Origin of the sequence: Psychrobacillus faecigallinarum, from assembly GCF_014836595.1 — a bacterium.
In the GTDB taxonomy this organism is placed as follows: domain Bacteria; phylum Bacillota; class Bacilli; order Bacillales_A; family Planococcaceae; genus Psychrobacillus; species Psychrobacillus faecigallinarum.
Genome location: NZ_JACSQO010000018.1, coordinates 13,346 through 27,205, shown reverse-complemented (window position 1 = coordinate 27,205; position 13,860 = coordinate 13,346). Strand labels below are relative to the sequence as shown.

Genomic DNA, 13,860 nt, shown 5'->3' with positions numbered 1-13,860 from the left:
AAAGCAGAGGGGCAAAGAGTTCGAGGAAGCAAGGAAGAGAGGCTCGGAGCGTATAGCATACGCGAGAACCGATCGACGTAGCTGACGAAGAAATCTGCCGTCCATCTGGTTTCGCAGCCTGCGCCGATGGTAGTTGGGGGTTCCCCTGCAAGAGTAGGACGTCGCTGGGCACTATAGGAAGTCGTTACCGATTAATCGGTAGCGGCTTTTTGTTTGGCATTTTTTAAAATGAATATAAATAAATTAAGTCTAAAGTAAAATACATAATTAGACGTTTCATATATCTAAATGGCACTTCACATTATTTTAAACGAGACAATATTAATGTTACTCTTATAATAGAGAAACTAAGCAAGGGGGGAACTCCATGTTCTTGGAGGAGCTAAAGAAAGAATTACACCATAGACAGCCACTATTTATTGGGGAGGAAACAGCTCTGCGCTCGGCAATCATGCTTCCACTTGTGGAAGTGGAAGGAGAATGGCATATTTTGTTTGAAGTGCGCTCCTTAACGATGAGAAAGCAGCCTGGAGATATTAGTTTTCCAGGTGGTCGTATTGATGCTACAGATGCATCTCCAATGGAAGCTGCTATACGAGAAACCCATGAAGAGTTGGGTGTAGCCCCGACATCTATAAAAATTTTAGGACAAATGAGTCCTTATATCACTTCTTCATCTTTCGTAGTTTATCCATTTGTAGCGACTATTGATCATCATCAAATCGAAAATTTTAACAAACAAGAGGTTGAAGAAGTATTTACAGTGCCAATCAACTGGCTCTTAAACTATGAGCCTTATATGCACACTGTCTCTGTTCAACCTATGCCTCCGATGGACTTTCCATTTGAAAAAATTTTTAATGGAGACAAATACCAATGGAGACCCCGTGATGTTGAAGAATGGTTTTATGATTATAAAAACTATACAATTTGGGGATTAACAGCACGGGTATTAAAACATTTTGTGGAAACAATAAGAAATGTTAATAGATAATAATAAGAAATAATCTAAAAAGGGGGAGAAATATGTACCATGATACTTTCATAATACTAAGGAGATAAATTTAACACAAAGCTCTTAGCATTGTATAAAAGTATTAGAGTATTAAATTTATAGTAGTTTTAAAAGGCTTTCTATTGATAGGGAGTCTTATTAATTTGTATAGGAAGAGTATCAAAATTAGAATTAAATAATAATAATTAGCACTTTATAAATGCGCCTATGCTCCTATAAGTCATTCCTTCTAAATAACCAGTTTCCTAAAAAAAGACAATTCTTCTGAATCATTTTAATATGAAATGACAGTCTTCACTTTACCTTTCTATATAAAAAATGGAATATTATAGGTAATGTAAGTTTGCTAGAGGAGGAGATTTTATGTCTATCTGGTGGGGAATATTGTATAATAGAGAAAATTGGAAATGCTTCATTGTACCTGATTCGATGAGGACATGCCTATGAAAATCCTAGATGTAGACTTACTTCAAGATGGGCTGCAACGTAACATAGCTATGCTTGAACGACTGCAAAACGAAGTAGGAAATATTCAAGACACAGTTAAAGAATTAGTAGCAATGGAAGAGGTATTGAAGGGGGCGGGAGGTAGTGCAATCCGAGGCTTCTATTCGGATGTTCATTTGCCATTCCTTCATTTTTTTCTTGTCTTCTCAGACAGCTTCAAGCAAAAGCTCCAACAAGTTGAAGCTGCCCTCATATCATTAGAACCGGATGCAGCTGGCTATATTCTCGAACAGTTTTTAGAGGGAGAGCTGGAACAGGGACTTACGCTAATTGCTAATATAACGGAAAGACTTACGAACGAGGCAAACAGTATCATGGACTCGGTAAGTGATATAGTTGCTTTACCTCACTTGAATGACAGTGAGGTGCAAGAAGGGGTACAAAACTCCAAAAAGAAACGTGATGACACAGTTTTACAGCTACATGAATTTGATGCCTCTCAAACGACTTCGCTAAACCCGGTGGAACAGAATATTCAAACGATGGGCTCTTGGCTTGCAGATATGGAGGGAATGTTCAAAGCAGGAGTGAAGGACATTCATTTCCAACCGAGTCAATGGAATGCACTTACGTTTGGAAGTGGAATTAGAACAGAACTATTTCCTAAAGTATACTTAGATCCTAATAGTTTATGGGTAGAAGAACATGAAAAAATGATCGGTACGATGATTAGTACCCAAACTTTTCAAGCCCTAGATTTGAAAAGAATGAATACAATTGAAGAAAACGTCGGAGAGAATGTAAAATACCATCAGTATGCAAATGGTCTCCTGATAAAAGAGTACTCGGAAAACGGGACAGTATACTACGAAATCGTTTCTAAAGTAGAATACAAGGAAGAAGTAGTCCAAGTTGAGCCACCAAAAGAAAATAAACTGTTGGATGGAATACAGTTTGGATTAGATTTAGTAGGGCTAATACCCGGAATCGGAGAAATAGCGGATGGGGCAAATGGGATTATTTATACAGCTAGAGGAGATAAGTTGAACGCAACACTCTCGTTTGGTGCGATGATTCCATTTGCAGGCTGGGGAAGTACCGGAGCAAAATTTGTAAATAAAGGTAGCAAGTTTTTTCAGCCCAAAAATGTCTTAAGTGATGAGGCTGTAGAATCTGTCTATACTTCAGTTTACCGGGATGTGGTCAATAGTCCACTGGGTGGAACACAGACAAAATTAAATCTGTTTACTAGCTTACAGAATGGGACACCGAACGCTCTAGCATTCAACCATTTGAATAGTCCATCAATGTTTAATATGCCAACAGCGAAAATGGATATACCTACAACCTCCAAAAGTACAAAGGCAATTAGCACGCCGTCTACAAAAGTGGATACTGCCCCAACAAATAAAAGTATCTATGATAATGTTAATAAAGATATAATGAATGTGGATGTAGATACTAAGGGTATAGATAATGCTAAAGATATAACAAAATTAACTGTTGAAGATATACCAACTGCAAAGAGTGGGCATTTTAATAAATTTTTCAATTCCCTCACAAGTAGTGAACTAGACGAACTTTGGAAAGATAAAAAGATTAGAAAGAAAATTGAACGTCAACTAAGAGAACCAGGAGGATTACATGAGTGGCACTTAGTTTCAAGAGCTCCTCAATTTAAGTATTGGAATATTGGTGCTGAGGAGATTAAAGATTTAAGAACAGCTATATCCGATGTCAAATTTGTCAATCCAAACGGTGTTCATGGAGGGTTAGGCTCAACTAAGGCACATAATGAATTGTTAGCAATAATAGATACTTCTAGCGACTATAATACATTTGTTAGACGACTTAATAACTGGGCTAATTATAGATTAGAGGGTGGAGTTTCGTCTTTACCACAAGGTCTAAGATTAAAGTAGGAGGGTACTATAATGGAAAAACAAGGATGGGTTTCAATTTGGTTAGGGAATATTAACGATGAGGACTCAATAGGAGAGTATGTTGATTTAACGTATGATGAGGATGGAGAGTCTGTCCCATCCCAATTTTTTATCGATTTTAATATTGATATGGATGAAACAGATGAGGATACTATAGAAAAAGCGGTCTATAAGAATAGTAGTAGTGATATTTCAGTATTATTAAATGGGTGTTCGTATGAAGAAATTGTCATCCCAAAAATCCAGAAAAGTATAGACCTAAAGAAATCATATAATGCAGTAATTTTAATATATAATTTTGAATATAAAAATGAAATTATTTCAAAAGGTGCTATTGATTTTATTGCTGCTACAAATTATGAGTAAGAGAAATCTTAAGGTATGGAGAAATGATTTAGTTGATGGTTAACTCAGAAATTACTTATCTGGTGGGGTTGCTTTATAATACAGATAAAAATATTTTAATCAGCCAGTTAAAAAAAGTAGATAATTCACTAATACTTCATTACTTTGCTGCAAATTATAATTGGAATAGTGGGTTTGATGTACCAACAGTCATCTTAGATAATGAGGCTTGTGATTTAGGGACAGGTTTACTAATGTTCCATTATGCAGATGGCTATCGTTTGTTAGAGAGTTCAGATGAAGTTTCAAGTTCTTCATTAGAGGAATGGAAAGTTTTTTTGAGAAAGATTTATAATAAACTATTAAGCTTAGACTTTAAATCACAAGACATTTCCTTTGACCCTGAATTAACAAAAATTCAAAAGTATAAGTTGAAAAAGAATAATCCAGACCTTCCTGATGTTTTAATTAGTAAGTCTCCAGGCAAAGAGATTGATATACCTAAAATATGATGTGATTTATTAGAAACCTTGATTGGCAAAAAAATTTCAAGGTTTCTTTTTTGTGGGGGCTACCTAGTGCCGAATGAACGACTTATTATTTTCAGAGTGGAGATAAGCCTTGTAAGCCCTATATAATGTTTTAACAAATTATAAAGTGCGTACAACACCTTTAAAACGTATAACCAATTTAATGTATTCTACCTCTTAAAAGTAGTCACAAAATCATCAGTTACCACCATCTATATTCTCAAATACTATACCTTTGCTTTCCCATGCTTTTTAAAATTTTTCGCAACTATGACGTACATAGAACGATTACTAGAGTGAGGACTACTCCACCTCGATTAATTCCTGAATGTCGATGTCTAACACTTTGCATACTGTTTCTAATGTCGATAAATAAACCCTGTCCACGTTGTCTGAACAAAGATGGCTTATTGTATTAGGGCGAAGCCCTGTCATTCGTGCCAATTCACGTTGTGAAAGGTCACGTTCTTTAAGGATTTCCTTTAGCTTGATTGTAATAGGCATGGTACTTCCCTTCCTCTTATTCATGTTACCTTTTACGATACATCACAAACTTGTATCGGTAAAGGGGTTGATTGTATCGTTAAAGCCGCATACAATGAATTTATGTTAATTATAGCGGCTAAGCGTTACGTTAATCCTAATTAGCGTAACGGAGGGGGAAAATACCATGAAAGTTATCGGATATATTCGAGTATCTACACAAGGACAAGCAAGGGATGGATACAGTCTTGCTTACCAAGAAGATGAAATTAAGGCATATTGTCAGGCTCAAGGATATACACTTTTACGCTTATTTAAAGATGAGGGTATCAGTGGGGCTAAAGTAGATGAAGAAGCGTTAGAAGTGGACAGAATGGGCTTTCAGGAGATGTTGGAGTATCTCACCCTCCATGAGGTGGATTATGTTGTCACACTGAATACAAGCCGTTTATGGCGGTCAGACATTGTGAAAGTGTTAGTCCATCGAGAATTGAAAAAGTATGGATTAGACATTCGGAGTATTGAACAACCACAATACAGTATCTATAAGAAAGACCCTAGCGACTTTTTAATTAATGGTTTAATGGAGTTATTAGACCAATATCAACGATTAGAAATCTCTTTAAAGCTAGGGAGAGGACGAAATAAGAAAGCCCAACAGGGCGGCTATGCAGGAGGAAATGTGGCTTTAGGCTACAAAGTGAAGAAAGGTCAGAAAAGCCTTGTAGTAGATGACAGACAGGCTCAGACCGTACAAAGAGTGTTTGACTTAAAGGAACAGTTTCCTTCATGGTCTTTAACTCAACTAGCAGAACAACTGAATGAAGAAGGACATCGAACAAAACAAGGAAAATGGTTTACGAAAGTCCAGATCAAACGGATTTTAGATAGAAAAGCGTTTTATAGTGGTTTATACCACTATGGAGAAATAACAGCAAATGGCAAACACGAAGCCATTTTATAACGGTTAACAGATAGAGAATGGATAGGCTTTCGTACCCTTGCGAGTCCAAGTGACTAACGCTCGACCTAAGGTTGCCGACATTCTCTGTCTTGCTTTATCCGTTTAATCTAATGTAGGGGTGAGGATTTCTGATGAAAAGAGATAAGTATATTTATATAGGACTAGATTTACATAAGTTTCAACATACAGCGGTGATAGTGGATTGTTGGTTTGAGAAGTTGGGTGAGATGACTTTTCAAAATAAACCATCTATTTTTCCTAGTTTATTAGAATATGTGAATAGATTTCTAACAGAAGGGTTGACCCCTGTATTTGGATTAGAAGATGTGGGCGGTTACGGAAGAGATTTAGCGTTATACCTTTTAGAGCAAGGGTATATTGTGAAGTTTGTTAATTCCTCTTTATCCAATGCAGAACGAAACAGCTATGCGATGACACAAAAACATGATAGTTGGGACGCTCAATGTGTGGCAAGGGTTTTAATACGTGACCTACCTTATTTGCCTGAAGCTACACCATCCGATATTCATTGGATAATCTCTCAATTGGTTGGAAGAAGAAATACGATAGTGAAAGCACAAACAGCCTTGAAAAACCAACTGCATATGCAATTAAACTATCATTTTCCAAGCTACAAGGAGTTCTTTTCAGAAGTGGATGGCAAAACTGCATTAGCTTTTTGGGAGAGTTACCCTTCACCTTCTCATTTGGATGGGAAAACAGTAGAGGACTTACGAAAGTTTCTATTAGAAGCGAGTAGCAAAGCTTGTTCAACTAAAAAAGCAGAACTAATATTATCTTTAGTCCAAGATGATGGAGAAGTAAAACGAGAATATCAGACATCTAGAGATTTTATCATTCAAAGCATGGTCAGAGATATAAGCCCTTCTTTGCATTATGAGAAGATTAGTCAGAATAATCTATGGTATGATGAAAAATAAAACGGCTTACATCATGCCAGAGCAACTTGTAACAATAGCTAGTTAATCAATTTGGGTGGTGGTTGAATAGACTGCCACCTTTCATAAAGTATATTTTTCGATATTCCTAAGGGTACGGGTAAGCCTAAAAAAGAAAAACCAAAACAAGTTCATCACTATGCGACAAATAAAAGTAAAACGTATACTCACCAGTTAGAAAATGTGAAAAAAAAGTATGGTTTGGAATTAGATGACGCTTGGAATAAAGAATTATTGCCACCTCAAGGTAGAGATCCGAACGCATATCATGAATATGTGTTAGACAGGATAAATGAATATGATGCTATTGCGCGTGGGAATAAAGAAATTTTTTTAGAGCTATTTGAAGGTTTAAAGAAAGAAGTCAGGGAAAATCCAGATATGCTTTACAAAGAGTATTGGTTAAATTAAAAATAGGTAGGGAATACAGATGAAATTTTATAAGCTAAGCATAGAAGTTTCAGGTGAAAATGATATAGTTTGTCATTATAAGGATGATTTAAGTATTCAACAATATGAATTTAAAACTGGACAGACTTTTAATAGATGGGATGGAAGTTTTAAATTTTACTATGATAAAAGTGAGGGAGAAGTGCCTACAGACTATCTTGCAAATGATATGGGATGGTCTGTGGTATCTAGAAGATTGAAAACTATTATGGAGACCTTAAATACAAAAATTGAGTACTTTCCAGTTGACATTGTTGAGTTGAAAAGTGGAGATAGTTTAGAAGGGTATTATATTGCTAATATTCTTAAAGTGGTCGATGCAATTTGTTTAGAAGAATCAGACTACCATGAAATACAGACTAAAAGTGTTGGGACAATATATAATGTACGAAAATATGCAATTTATGAGAGTAAAGTAGAAAATAGTGATATTTTTAAATTGGGAAATAGACAGGAAATTCCTATTTTTGTTTCAGAAATATTTAAAAAAGAAATTGAAAATAATGAATTTACGGGTATGGAATTTTACGAAATTAAAGCTATCTAAATTTTAGAATAAGAATTTTTTACTAGAATATATTCGAAAATAAAGACTCCATGAAGGTAATACCATCATGGAGTTTTATTTATATAGGAATGATAAGAGAAAAGTACAAGAAATGGTCGATTTGACATTTCACATGTTGGTGGTAACGATACGGATACATAAAGATAGTGAATAATAGCATTATGAGCTTTGTCATTGCCTTAAGTTTGTAGGTTTTGCAAGTAAGATTTTTGAGTGAGACAATAAGAATTTGTTTTGTTTGAGAATCGAAAGCTCATGATGGTTATACCATCAAGGAGTTTTATTTTAATACTGGCTAGGAAGAAAAGTATGAGTTGGGCGAGACGACATTTTACATGGCGGGGGTAGCTATGACATGTAATGGCTAAAAAACTAACGAGAATGACAAATCTCGTGGCGATAACAATAAGATTACGTGAAAGAGAGTTCTTATATTGCTTGGGCTTAAAATTTTGGGGTTGTATTTTTACTAGAGACGGTCGTGCTAAAAAGTTGATATTATCAAATATTTTAAAAGCGGTGAAATAAAATTAAAGCACTTGATTGTCTACTATTGGGCTTTCTTGTTTCGCACTCTCCCTAACTTTAATGCAATTTCTAATCTTTGATATTGGTCTAATAACATTTTCCTATTCTAGAAGGAGACATTTACCCAAGGAATAAATAATATTTAGAAGGTGATTATTATATGTGGAGAGAGCAAGTTAGTCAGATTTCCAAAATGAGAGAGAAACGAAATCGAGAACTCAATTTACCTGCCAATGAAAACGAGTTATCAGAATTTCGTAAATCTGTAGTAGAAAAATTTGGTGAAGAAGTACTGCCTCAGGAATACTATGAATTTTTACAAAGAGTGAGTGGAATTGAATTTAATGGACTTAAAATCTATGGGATTGACCAAAAGTTTGAATCTGCTTTTTCTGAAGCACTTAGTTAAAATATACAATCCGGCGGCAGCATTTAACAACAGCACCTTTGACAAAAAATCAAACAAAAGGTTTCCCAGAATTACAGGTGAGGGAAATGTAGTAGGTAAAGGTAAAGGAAGGTTTGAAGGTGGTACACAAATACCTCCTACAAAAGTAGAGATTATTAGACCAGAATAGCGAGGCGAGAGATATGTCAATATTAGAAACTGATAAAATTGATGCTATGGGTATAAGCAAGGATGGGAAAGGCTTGAGATTAATGCTTTCAGACCATTTAGATTGGGAAAATGAAGCAGAGCATTTAAACTTATTGCAAGATAAAATTAATGCGTATCTAAGTTTTATAGAATCAAATCAGTACGCACAGACCTACCTAGATGAATCGTTTGAATATTACATTATTGATGTAGGGTTTAAATATGAAGCAAGTGAGAACTGTTTAAAATTTGTTCAAGTTATTAATAAACAATTGAGAGAATACAATATCCAAGTGGTTATAAGTAAGAATTGAATCGGAAAGAGATTGATAGAATATGAGCAAAAATCAAAAAGACCGAGAAATAGAAAAAATGATAATGACCAACATAAAGCAAGAGGCGAAAAAACAAAAATTCAAGGTGATATCCAACTGTATTTATAAGGTTGTGGGTGAATATTTTGTTAATGCTGTATTCTGGCCTCAATGCAACGAAGACAAATGGACTTTATTTCTCAGAATGAATATTAAATCTTATAACTATGACAATTTATTTTGGGAAATCTTTGAAATGCCTGAGAACATAAATGCAAAAGAAAGTTTGAGAGCAAATGGGGCATTTGCATGTCCTTCATATCAATGGATTGAAAAAACATATGAAATAAGTACATTAGAATCGATGCAGATAGATATTGTAAATGCAATTTAATGATTTTCAGTATGAAGTAAATAAATTAATTGAATTGATTAAATTGGAGTTTGGTGATTTCAATTCCACTATATTATTTCAGAAAAATATTATTGATGAGAATTTATTAAAAATGATAGCAAGTATATCTAAAGATGATTAATCTGTTGTAAAGGAGAACTATGCAGCTTTTGATACCAAGGAGAAATTTAATGAGATGGATGATAAGGGAGATCCTATAAAGTTGAGCAACTAAACGCTTGCATTCAAAAATACAAAGCTGCAAAAGTGGATACTATAATGCTCCATTACCAGGTGGTTTTAGTAAATAGAGGAGGAAAGTGAATGTATGAAAAAGTAGATGCAGTATTATCTGAAAATAGCGCAGATAATTATTTTTATGACGATGAATTTATGTATGTGCAAGAATTGATGAGTGAGTTTACTAATATTGATTGGGAGAATTTAATTCGAGGATTAAAAGATAAAGATGATAAATATAAAATTAGATTGGCCTACTGTATAGATGAAGATAACGGAGTATATGGATTTAATTTATTATTAGACTTACTTAATGAGAGTGATGAAGTGGCTGAATATGCAATAGATTCTTTACGTTCTTTTGATGGAGAAGAGTATAAAAAAATAATTGCTTCTAATAAGCAAATAAAGGACAAAGTAGAGAAATTATTAAAAACTGCTAGTTTACCTATTGAAAGGATTTTAGAAGCATTTTCACAACAAAACAAATTATAAAAAAATCTTGTGAAAGCTAAAATATTGAAAAATTAGATGATTATTTAGTGAAATTAATTGATAAGCATTATGAAAAAATAGACTTAGGTGACTAGTATATGAGTCAATAAATCTTAAGACTATTCTTAAATATAATGTATGTGGATGTAGATACTAAGGGTACGGAAAAAGTTGTAAAAGAGTATGATGTAATTTCTTATCGTTCTGCAAATGGAAAGCACGGTCTCGAAAATCATCATGGAGTAATGAATGAGTGGGCAAAGCAAAATATTCCAGGATATAAAGAAAAAGTTGGTAAGTCACCTACAGTTGCTCTCACAGATAGGAATAATGGTGGGATGCACGAAGCAACTAAAAAGGTCTATAGAAAATGGCTACGGGAGAGAACAGGTGTAGACCTCTAGGAGCGAAAGTTGATTGGAAAAATGTTAGTCCTAAAGAGATACAAAAATTATCAGAAGATATGTTTGATGCTGCAAAGGTTCCGGAATTAACTAGGAGAGAATATTACAGACAAATAAATAAATATTTATATACACTAGACTAATAATAAGGAGGCTATTATGAGCATAAAAGAGATTCTTCAAAAAATAAATGAAACAGAATACTGTAAAGTTTACCCACCTCAAGGACTTCCAGAAAATATTTAACAGGGTGACGTTCTTCCGAAAGATTTACTTGAATTTTATACGATTTGTGGAGGAGTGGAGTTGTTTACTAATGTAGATTTTGGCGTTTCTATCGTTCCTTCTGATAAATTCGTGCTGGCAAACCCTATAATTGTGGGGGAAAAATGCGAATATGATATTTCCTCACATTGGTATATTTTCGGTGACCTAGGTAGTGGTAATTATTTATCGATTGATTTACATCCTGACAGGTTAGGAAAATGCTATGATAGTCACTGGGATTCCCATGGTGTAGTAGGTAGTAGTACAGTTGTAGCAATTTCATTTACTGATTTATTAAATAGAATATTAGTAAGTAAAGGCGAAGGTGAGAGTTGGTATTGGTATAGTGATGATTTTGAATCACTAGGAGATGCTTATGACGGAATTGAAATAGAGTAGAAATTTTACTTGTTACCTTGTTTGGCTCAAAGCTTTTCAAGGTTTTTTATTTTAAATTATATTAAATCAGCTGATATTGCTTCTAGGAAATAGAGGCTAAAGGAGAAATTAAGATGGATAAGAAACAACTTGCTAAAGATATTAGAAGTGCCATAAAAAGTGGTAAATTGGATACTTTGAGAGATTTACTTGAGAAAGAACCAGAAATGTTAACATGGATGACACCTTTTGGTACATGGTTACATGTAGCGGCAGCACATGGGCATTTAGAAATAGTAGGATATCTTATTAATGCTGGAATAGATATTAATGCAAAAGGTGGAACTTTTTCTACAAATGCTCTTGAAAGAGCTACTGCTAAAGGACATTTAGATATTGCTGATTATCTAATTAGAGAGAATGTGGAGATTGATATTAGTGAACCCGATAGAAATCCTCTGTTTGCTGCAATATATGGAGGACATATGGATATTGTTAAATTATTAGTTGAGAATAATATAAATATATTTATAAAATACACTGGAGAAACCATGAAAGATATGGATGCCTATGCATTTGCCGTAGAAAGAGGACAAAAAGAAATTGCTGATTATCTAAAGCAGAAGATGACAGAAAAAGAATAAAAAATTTATATAGACGGGTAGCCTTAGAATTTTGAGATTAATAGGCTCAGTAGTATAGAGATGATATTAAAAATTTAATCATAAATAAAGCACTTGATTGCCTTATAGGTAACAGGTGTTTTTTTTATGAAACAATTATACTTTGTATAACATGAATATAGTCTAAGTAACGACAAGAAGAAAATAATTGTTTGAGAATCCAGAGATCATGGTGGTTGTACCATCATGGAGTATCGTTTTAATACTAATGGCAGTATTAATCAAGATATTCAGAACGCGCATGCTACAATAAGGAAAAATGAGATGGATGATCCTAGAAAGCAGCAACCAAACGTTTCGATCCAAAAATTCAAAGACAATTAACACGCCGTCTGCAAAAGTGGATACTGCCCCAACAAACAAAGGTATCGATGGTAATGTTAATGAAGATATAATGAATCCCAGTCGCCACCTTGTTTGTACTTAATGTAGAGAAAGATTTTTAATTAGATGTAATTATCCACAGCTTACGCATCCTCAACCTCTATCAAATAGACTCCATCATTGAAGCCCCCTCGCTTTTCTTTTTTAGCTATCCGAATTTGTTCAAGCTCTTCATACGTAGCTTCAAAAATAGGAAGTGCTGCGTGTATTAATTCTAGAATGTCAGCAAGCTCCTCGAGGGCATCCTTTCTATTATCCGTAGCTTCAAATTCTTTCATTTCTTCATAAAATTTATTTTTAACTTCGGTTAGATGCTCTGATTTGTCTAAAATACGAGTGGAAAACCTACTTCCAGAGTTCTCAATTACTTGCGGAATTAGGTCTCGTACTAGCTTATTGTAAACTGGCATTTAAATTCCTCCTGTCATTATTCCTTTCATTAAAGCGGCTAAGAGTTAGGATAACTTATATTAGTTTTATGTGTCCTGACAATACAGGAAATTGTTAAGTTGTCTCTGTTTACTTCCATTTATTCAACTTAAATGTTCAGTTTGTTGGTTGATGGTCCTTGCCCCTTCTTTTAGGGCTGGCAGATAGACGTCAGCAATTTGTTGTTCAGAGCTTCGTAATAAGTTGGTAGAGATGTTGATGGCTGCTATTGGTAATCCCCTGCGATTGAAAATGGGCATTGCTATGGAACGTAGTCCAACCTCTAGTTCGCCATTGCCTTCAGCATAGCCCTGGGAACGGCAAATGGCCAAATGGGCTTCAAATTCTTTATAGGATGTTATGGTTTTTTCCGTAAAGGCCTCTATCGTTGCAGAGTCCCATGTTTTTTTCCTTTCGCTCTCTGGAAGCCAAGCAACAAGTGCTTTTCCTAGGGAGCTTGCAAAATAGGGAAGTCTAGATCCAATGCGCAAATTTGATCCAATGATTCGTTCGGCGGCATTGACACGTAGTACATAGACAACCTCTGGTCCATCAAGCACTGCCATATTGGTTGACTCCTTCACATTTTTAGCAATGTCCTGAAGGATTGGTAGTGATAGGTCAGGCAGGCTTAGAGTCTCTAAGTAATTGGATCCTAGATCTAATACTTTAGGGCTTAACTGAAATTTATTCTCTGGTAATAATCGAAGATAGCCCAAATCGACTAAAGTGAGGGCAAACCTTCTGACTGTAGCCTTGTTGATACCTGTTTTTTCTTCCAAATCACGAAGGGACATTGTACTAGCATTGGAGGTAAAGGCATTTAACACCTCAAACCCTTTGGCAACGGAATTTACAAAGTAACCATTATTATTTTTTTCCAAAAAAATCTTCTCCTCTATATATGAAACCTTACGATTATTTTACAATATTATCCTTAAATATTCTAAATATTTTATATTATTCTTGAAAAATAAAAAATTAATATATATAATTATAGAACACATAACGTATTACTGTACGGATAGTGTACAACTTAATG

The 13,860-nt window shown here is 34.5% G+C and carries 16 protein-coding genes and 4 pseudogenes; 16 read left to right on the top strand and 4 right to left on the bottom strand.

The window, feature by feature from the left end:
- The first annotated feature begins 367 nt into the window (after positions 1–367).
- The 4 genes from H9650_RS20000 (at position 368) to H9650_RS19985 (ending at position 4,262) form a co-directional block, all read left to right on the top strand.
- Positions 368–994, top strand: coding sequence for an NUDIX hydrolase (locus tag H9650_RS20000; RefSeq protein ID WP_144541846.1), 627 nt, complete (start codon positions 368–370; stop codon positions 992–994).
- A gap of 464 nt (positions 995–1,458) precedes the next feature.
- On the top strand, positions 1,459–3,384 hold the full coding sequence (locus H9650_RS19995) for a ribonuclease YeeF family protein (RefSeq protein WP_186318282.1): 1,926 nt from the start codon (positions 1,459–1,461) through the stop codon (positions 3,382–3,384).
- Positions 3,385–3,396: 12 nt separating this feature from the next.
- Positions 3,397–3,771 (top strand): immunity 22 family protein, encoded by a 375-nt coding sequence (locus tag H9650_RS19990; protein WP_144541850.1) that lies wholly within the window; start codon positions 3,397–3,399, stop codon positions 3,769–3,771.
- A 35-nt stretch (positions 3,772–3,806) separates the two neighbouring features.
- Positions 3,807–4,262 (top strand): DUF4274 domain-containing protein, encoded by a 456-nt coding sequence (locus tag H9650_RS19985; protein ID WP_144541852.1) that lies wholly within the window; start codon positions 3,807–3,809, stop codon positions 4,260–4,262.
- Positions 4,263–4,583: 321 nt separating this feature from the next.
- On the opposite strand, the gene H9650_RS19980 is transcribed toward H9650_RS19985, so the two are convergent.
- Positions 4,584–4,784 carry a helix-turn-helix domain-containing protein gene (locus H9650_RS19980; protein ID WP_026906918.1) on the bottom strand — a complete coding sequence of 67 codons (201 nt, stop codon included), beginning with the start codon at positions 4,782–4,784 and terminating at the stop codon, positions 4,584–4,586.
- A gap of 166 nt (positions 4,785–4,950) precedes the next feature.
- Between H9650_RS19980 and H9650_RS19975 the strand changes: the two genes are divergently transcribed.
- From H9650_RS19975 to H9650_RS19960, 4 genes and pseudogenes are all read left to right on the top strand, one after another.
- On the top strand, positions 4,951–5,727 hold the full coding sequence (locus tag H9650_RS19975) for a recombinase family protein (RefSeq protein ID WP_144541854.1): 777 nt from the start codon (positions 4,951–4,953) through the stop codon (positions 5,725–5,727).
- 131 nt (positions 5,728–5,858) lie between these two features.
- Positions 5,859–6,608 (top strand): annotated as a pseudogene (locus H9650_RS19970) (IS110 family transposase); the annotation flags it as partial.
- Positions 6,609–6,758: 150 nt separating this feature from the next.
- A complete protein-coding gene (locus H9650_RS19965; protein ID WP_222123084.1) occupies positions 6,759–7,097 on the top strand; it encodes an AHH domain-containing protein in 339 nt (112 codons plus the stop codon).
- 19 nt (positions 7,098–7,116) lie between these two features.
- A complete protein-coding gene (locus H9650_RS19960) occupies positions 7,117–7,683 on the top strand; it encodes an imm11 family protein (RefSeq protein ID WP_191697981.1) in 567 nt (188 codons plus the stop codon).
- Positions 7,684–8,257: 574 nt separating this feature from the next.
- On the opposite strand, the pseudogene H9650_RS20575 reads toward H9650_RS19960, so the two are convergent.
- Positions 8,258–8,326 (bottom strand): annotated as a pseudogene (locus H9650_RS20575) (recombinase family protein); the annotation flags it as partial.
- A 66-nt stretch (positions 8,327–8,392) separates the two neighbouring features.
- Between H9650_RS20575 and H9650_RS19955 the strand changes: the two are divergent.
- From H9650_RS19955 to H9650_RS19925, 8 genes and pseudogenes are all read left to right on the top strand, one after another.
- Positions 8,393–8,611: pseudogene (locus H9650_RS19955) on the top strand (YrhA family protein); the annotation flags it as partial.
- Positions 8,612–8,823: 212 nt separating this feature from the next.
- Entirely contained in the window at positions 8,824–9,144 is a 321-nt protein-coding gene (locus H9650_RS19950; RefSeq protein WP_154312233.1) for a DUF6572 domain-containing protein, read from the top strand.
- 22 nt (positions 9,145–9,166) lie between these two features.
- Positions 9,167–9,538 carry a hypothetical protein gene (locus tag H9650_RS19945; RefSeq protein ID WP_191697980.1) on the top strand — a complete coding sequence of 124 codons (372 nt, stop codon included), beginning with the start codon at positions 9,167–9,169 and terminating at the stop codon, positions 9,536–9,538.
- Positions 9,539–9,862: 324 nt separating this feature from the next.
- Positions 9,863–10,273: a hypothetical protein gene (locus H9650_RS19940; RefSeq protein ID WP_144541866.1), complete on the top strand. Its 411-nt coding sequence runs from the start codon at positions 9,863–9,865 to the stop codon at positions 10,271–10,273.
- Between the two features lie 134 nt (positions 10,274–10,407).
- On the top strand, positions 10,408–10,677 hold the full coding sequence (locus tag H9650_RS19935; protein ID WP_263619346.1) for a hypothetical protein: 270 nt from the start codon (positions 10,408–10,410) through the stop codon (positions 10,675–10,677).
- Positions 10,644–10,820 (top strand): hypothetical protein, encoded by a 177-nt coding sequence (locus H9650_RS20710; protein ID WP_263619345.1) that lies wholly within the window; start codon positions 10,644–10,646, stop codon positions 10,818–10,820. Before H9650_RS19935 ends, H9650_RS20710 begins: the two co-directional genes overlap by 34 nt.
- Positions 10,821–10,836: 16 nt before the next feature.
- A pseudogene (locus H9650_RS19930) lies at positions 10,837–11,343 on the top strand (SMI1/KNR4 family protein).
- 113 nt (positions 11,344–11,456) lie between these two features.
- Positions 11,457–11,966, top strand: a complete 510-nt coding sequence (locus H9650_RS19925) for an ankyrin repeat domain-containing protein (RefSeq protein WP_144541871.1) — start codon at positions 11,457–11,459, stop codon at positions 11,964–11,966.
- A 506-nt stretch (positions 11,967–12,472) separates the two neighbouring features.
- Here H9650_RS19925 and H9650_RS19920 read toward each other — a convergent pair.
- Positions 12,473–12,799 (bottom strand): nucleoside triphosphate pyrophosphohydrolase, encoded by a 327-nt coding sequence (locus tag H9650_RS19920; protein WP_144541873.1) that lies wholly within the window; start codon positions 12,797–12,799, stop codon positions 12,473–12,475.
- 123 nt (positions 12,800–12,922) lie between these two features.
- Positions 12,923–13,702, bottom strand: coding sequence for an IclR family transcriptional regulator domain-containing protein (locus H9650_RS19915; protein ID WP_154312237.1), 780 nt, complete (start codon positions 13,700–13,702; stop codon positions 12,923–12,925).
- Between the last annotated feature and the right edge of the window lie 158 nt (positions 13,703–13,860).

Excerpts from the sequence above, each read along its gene's own strand:
- H9650_RS19985 (WP_144541852.1), top strand. The coding sequence starts at position 3,807 with ATGGTTAACTCAGAAATTACTTATCTGGTGGGGTTGCTTTATAATACA.
- H9650_RS20710 (WP_263619345.1), top strand. The coding sequence starts at position 10,644 with ATGGCTACGGGAGAGAACAGGTGTAGACCTCTAGGAGCGAAAGTTGAT.
- H9650_RS19960 (WP_191697981.1), top strand. The coding sequence starts at position 7,117 with ATGAAATTTTATAAGCTAAGCATAGAAGTTTCAGGTGAAAATGATATA.
- H9650_RS19925 (WP_144541871.1), top strand. The coding sequence starts at position 11,457 with ATGGATAAGAAACAACTTGCTAAAGATATTAGAAGTGCCATAAAAAGT.
- H9650_RS19935 (WP_263619346.1), top strand. The coding sequence starts at position 10,408 with ATGTATGTGGATGTAGATACTAAGGGTACGGAAAAAGTTGTAAAAGAG.
- H9650_RS19945 (WP_191697980.1), top strand. The coding sequence starts at position 9,167 with ATGAGCAAAAATCAAAAAGACCGAGAAATAGAAAAAATGATAATGACC.
- H9650_RS19950 (WP_154312233.1), top strand. The coding sequence starts at position 8,824 with ATGTCAATATTAGAAACTGATAAAATTGATGCTATGGGTATAAGCAAG.
- H9650_RS19940 (WP_144541866.1), top strand. The coding sequence starts at position 9,863 with ATGTATGAAAAAGTAGATGCAGTATTATCTGAAAATAGCGCAGATAAT.
- H9650_RS19980 (WP_026906918.1), bottom strand. The coding sequence starts at position 4,784 with ATGCCTATTACAATCAAGCTAAAGGAAATCCTTAAAGAACGTGACCTT.
- H9650_RS19990 (WP_144541850.1), top strand. The coding sequence starts at position 3,397 with ATGGAAAAACAAGGATGGGTTTCAATTTGGTTAGGGAATATTAACGAT.
- H9650_RS19920 (WP_144541873.1), bottom strand. The coding sequence starts at position 12,799 with ATGCCAGTTTACAATAAGCTAGTACGAGACCTAATTCCGCAAGTAATT.
- H9650_RS19975 (WP_144541854.1), top strand. The coding sequence starts at position 4,951 with ATGAAAGTTATCGGATATATTCGAGTATCTACACAAGGACAAGCAAGG.
- H9650_RS20000 (WP_144541846.1), top strand. The coding sequence starts at position 368 with ATGTTCTTGGAGGAGCTAAAGAAAGAATTACACCATAGACAGCCACTA.
- H9650_RS19995 (WP_186318282.1), top strand. The coding sequence starts at position 1,459 with ATGAAAATCCTAGATGTAGACTTACTTCAAGATGGGCTGCAACGTAAC.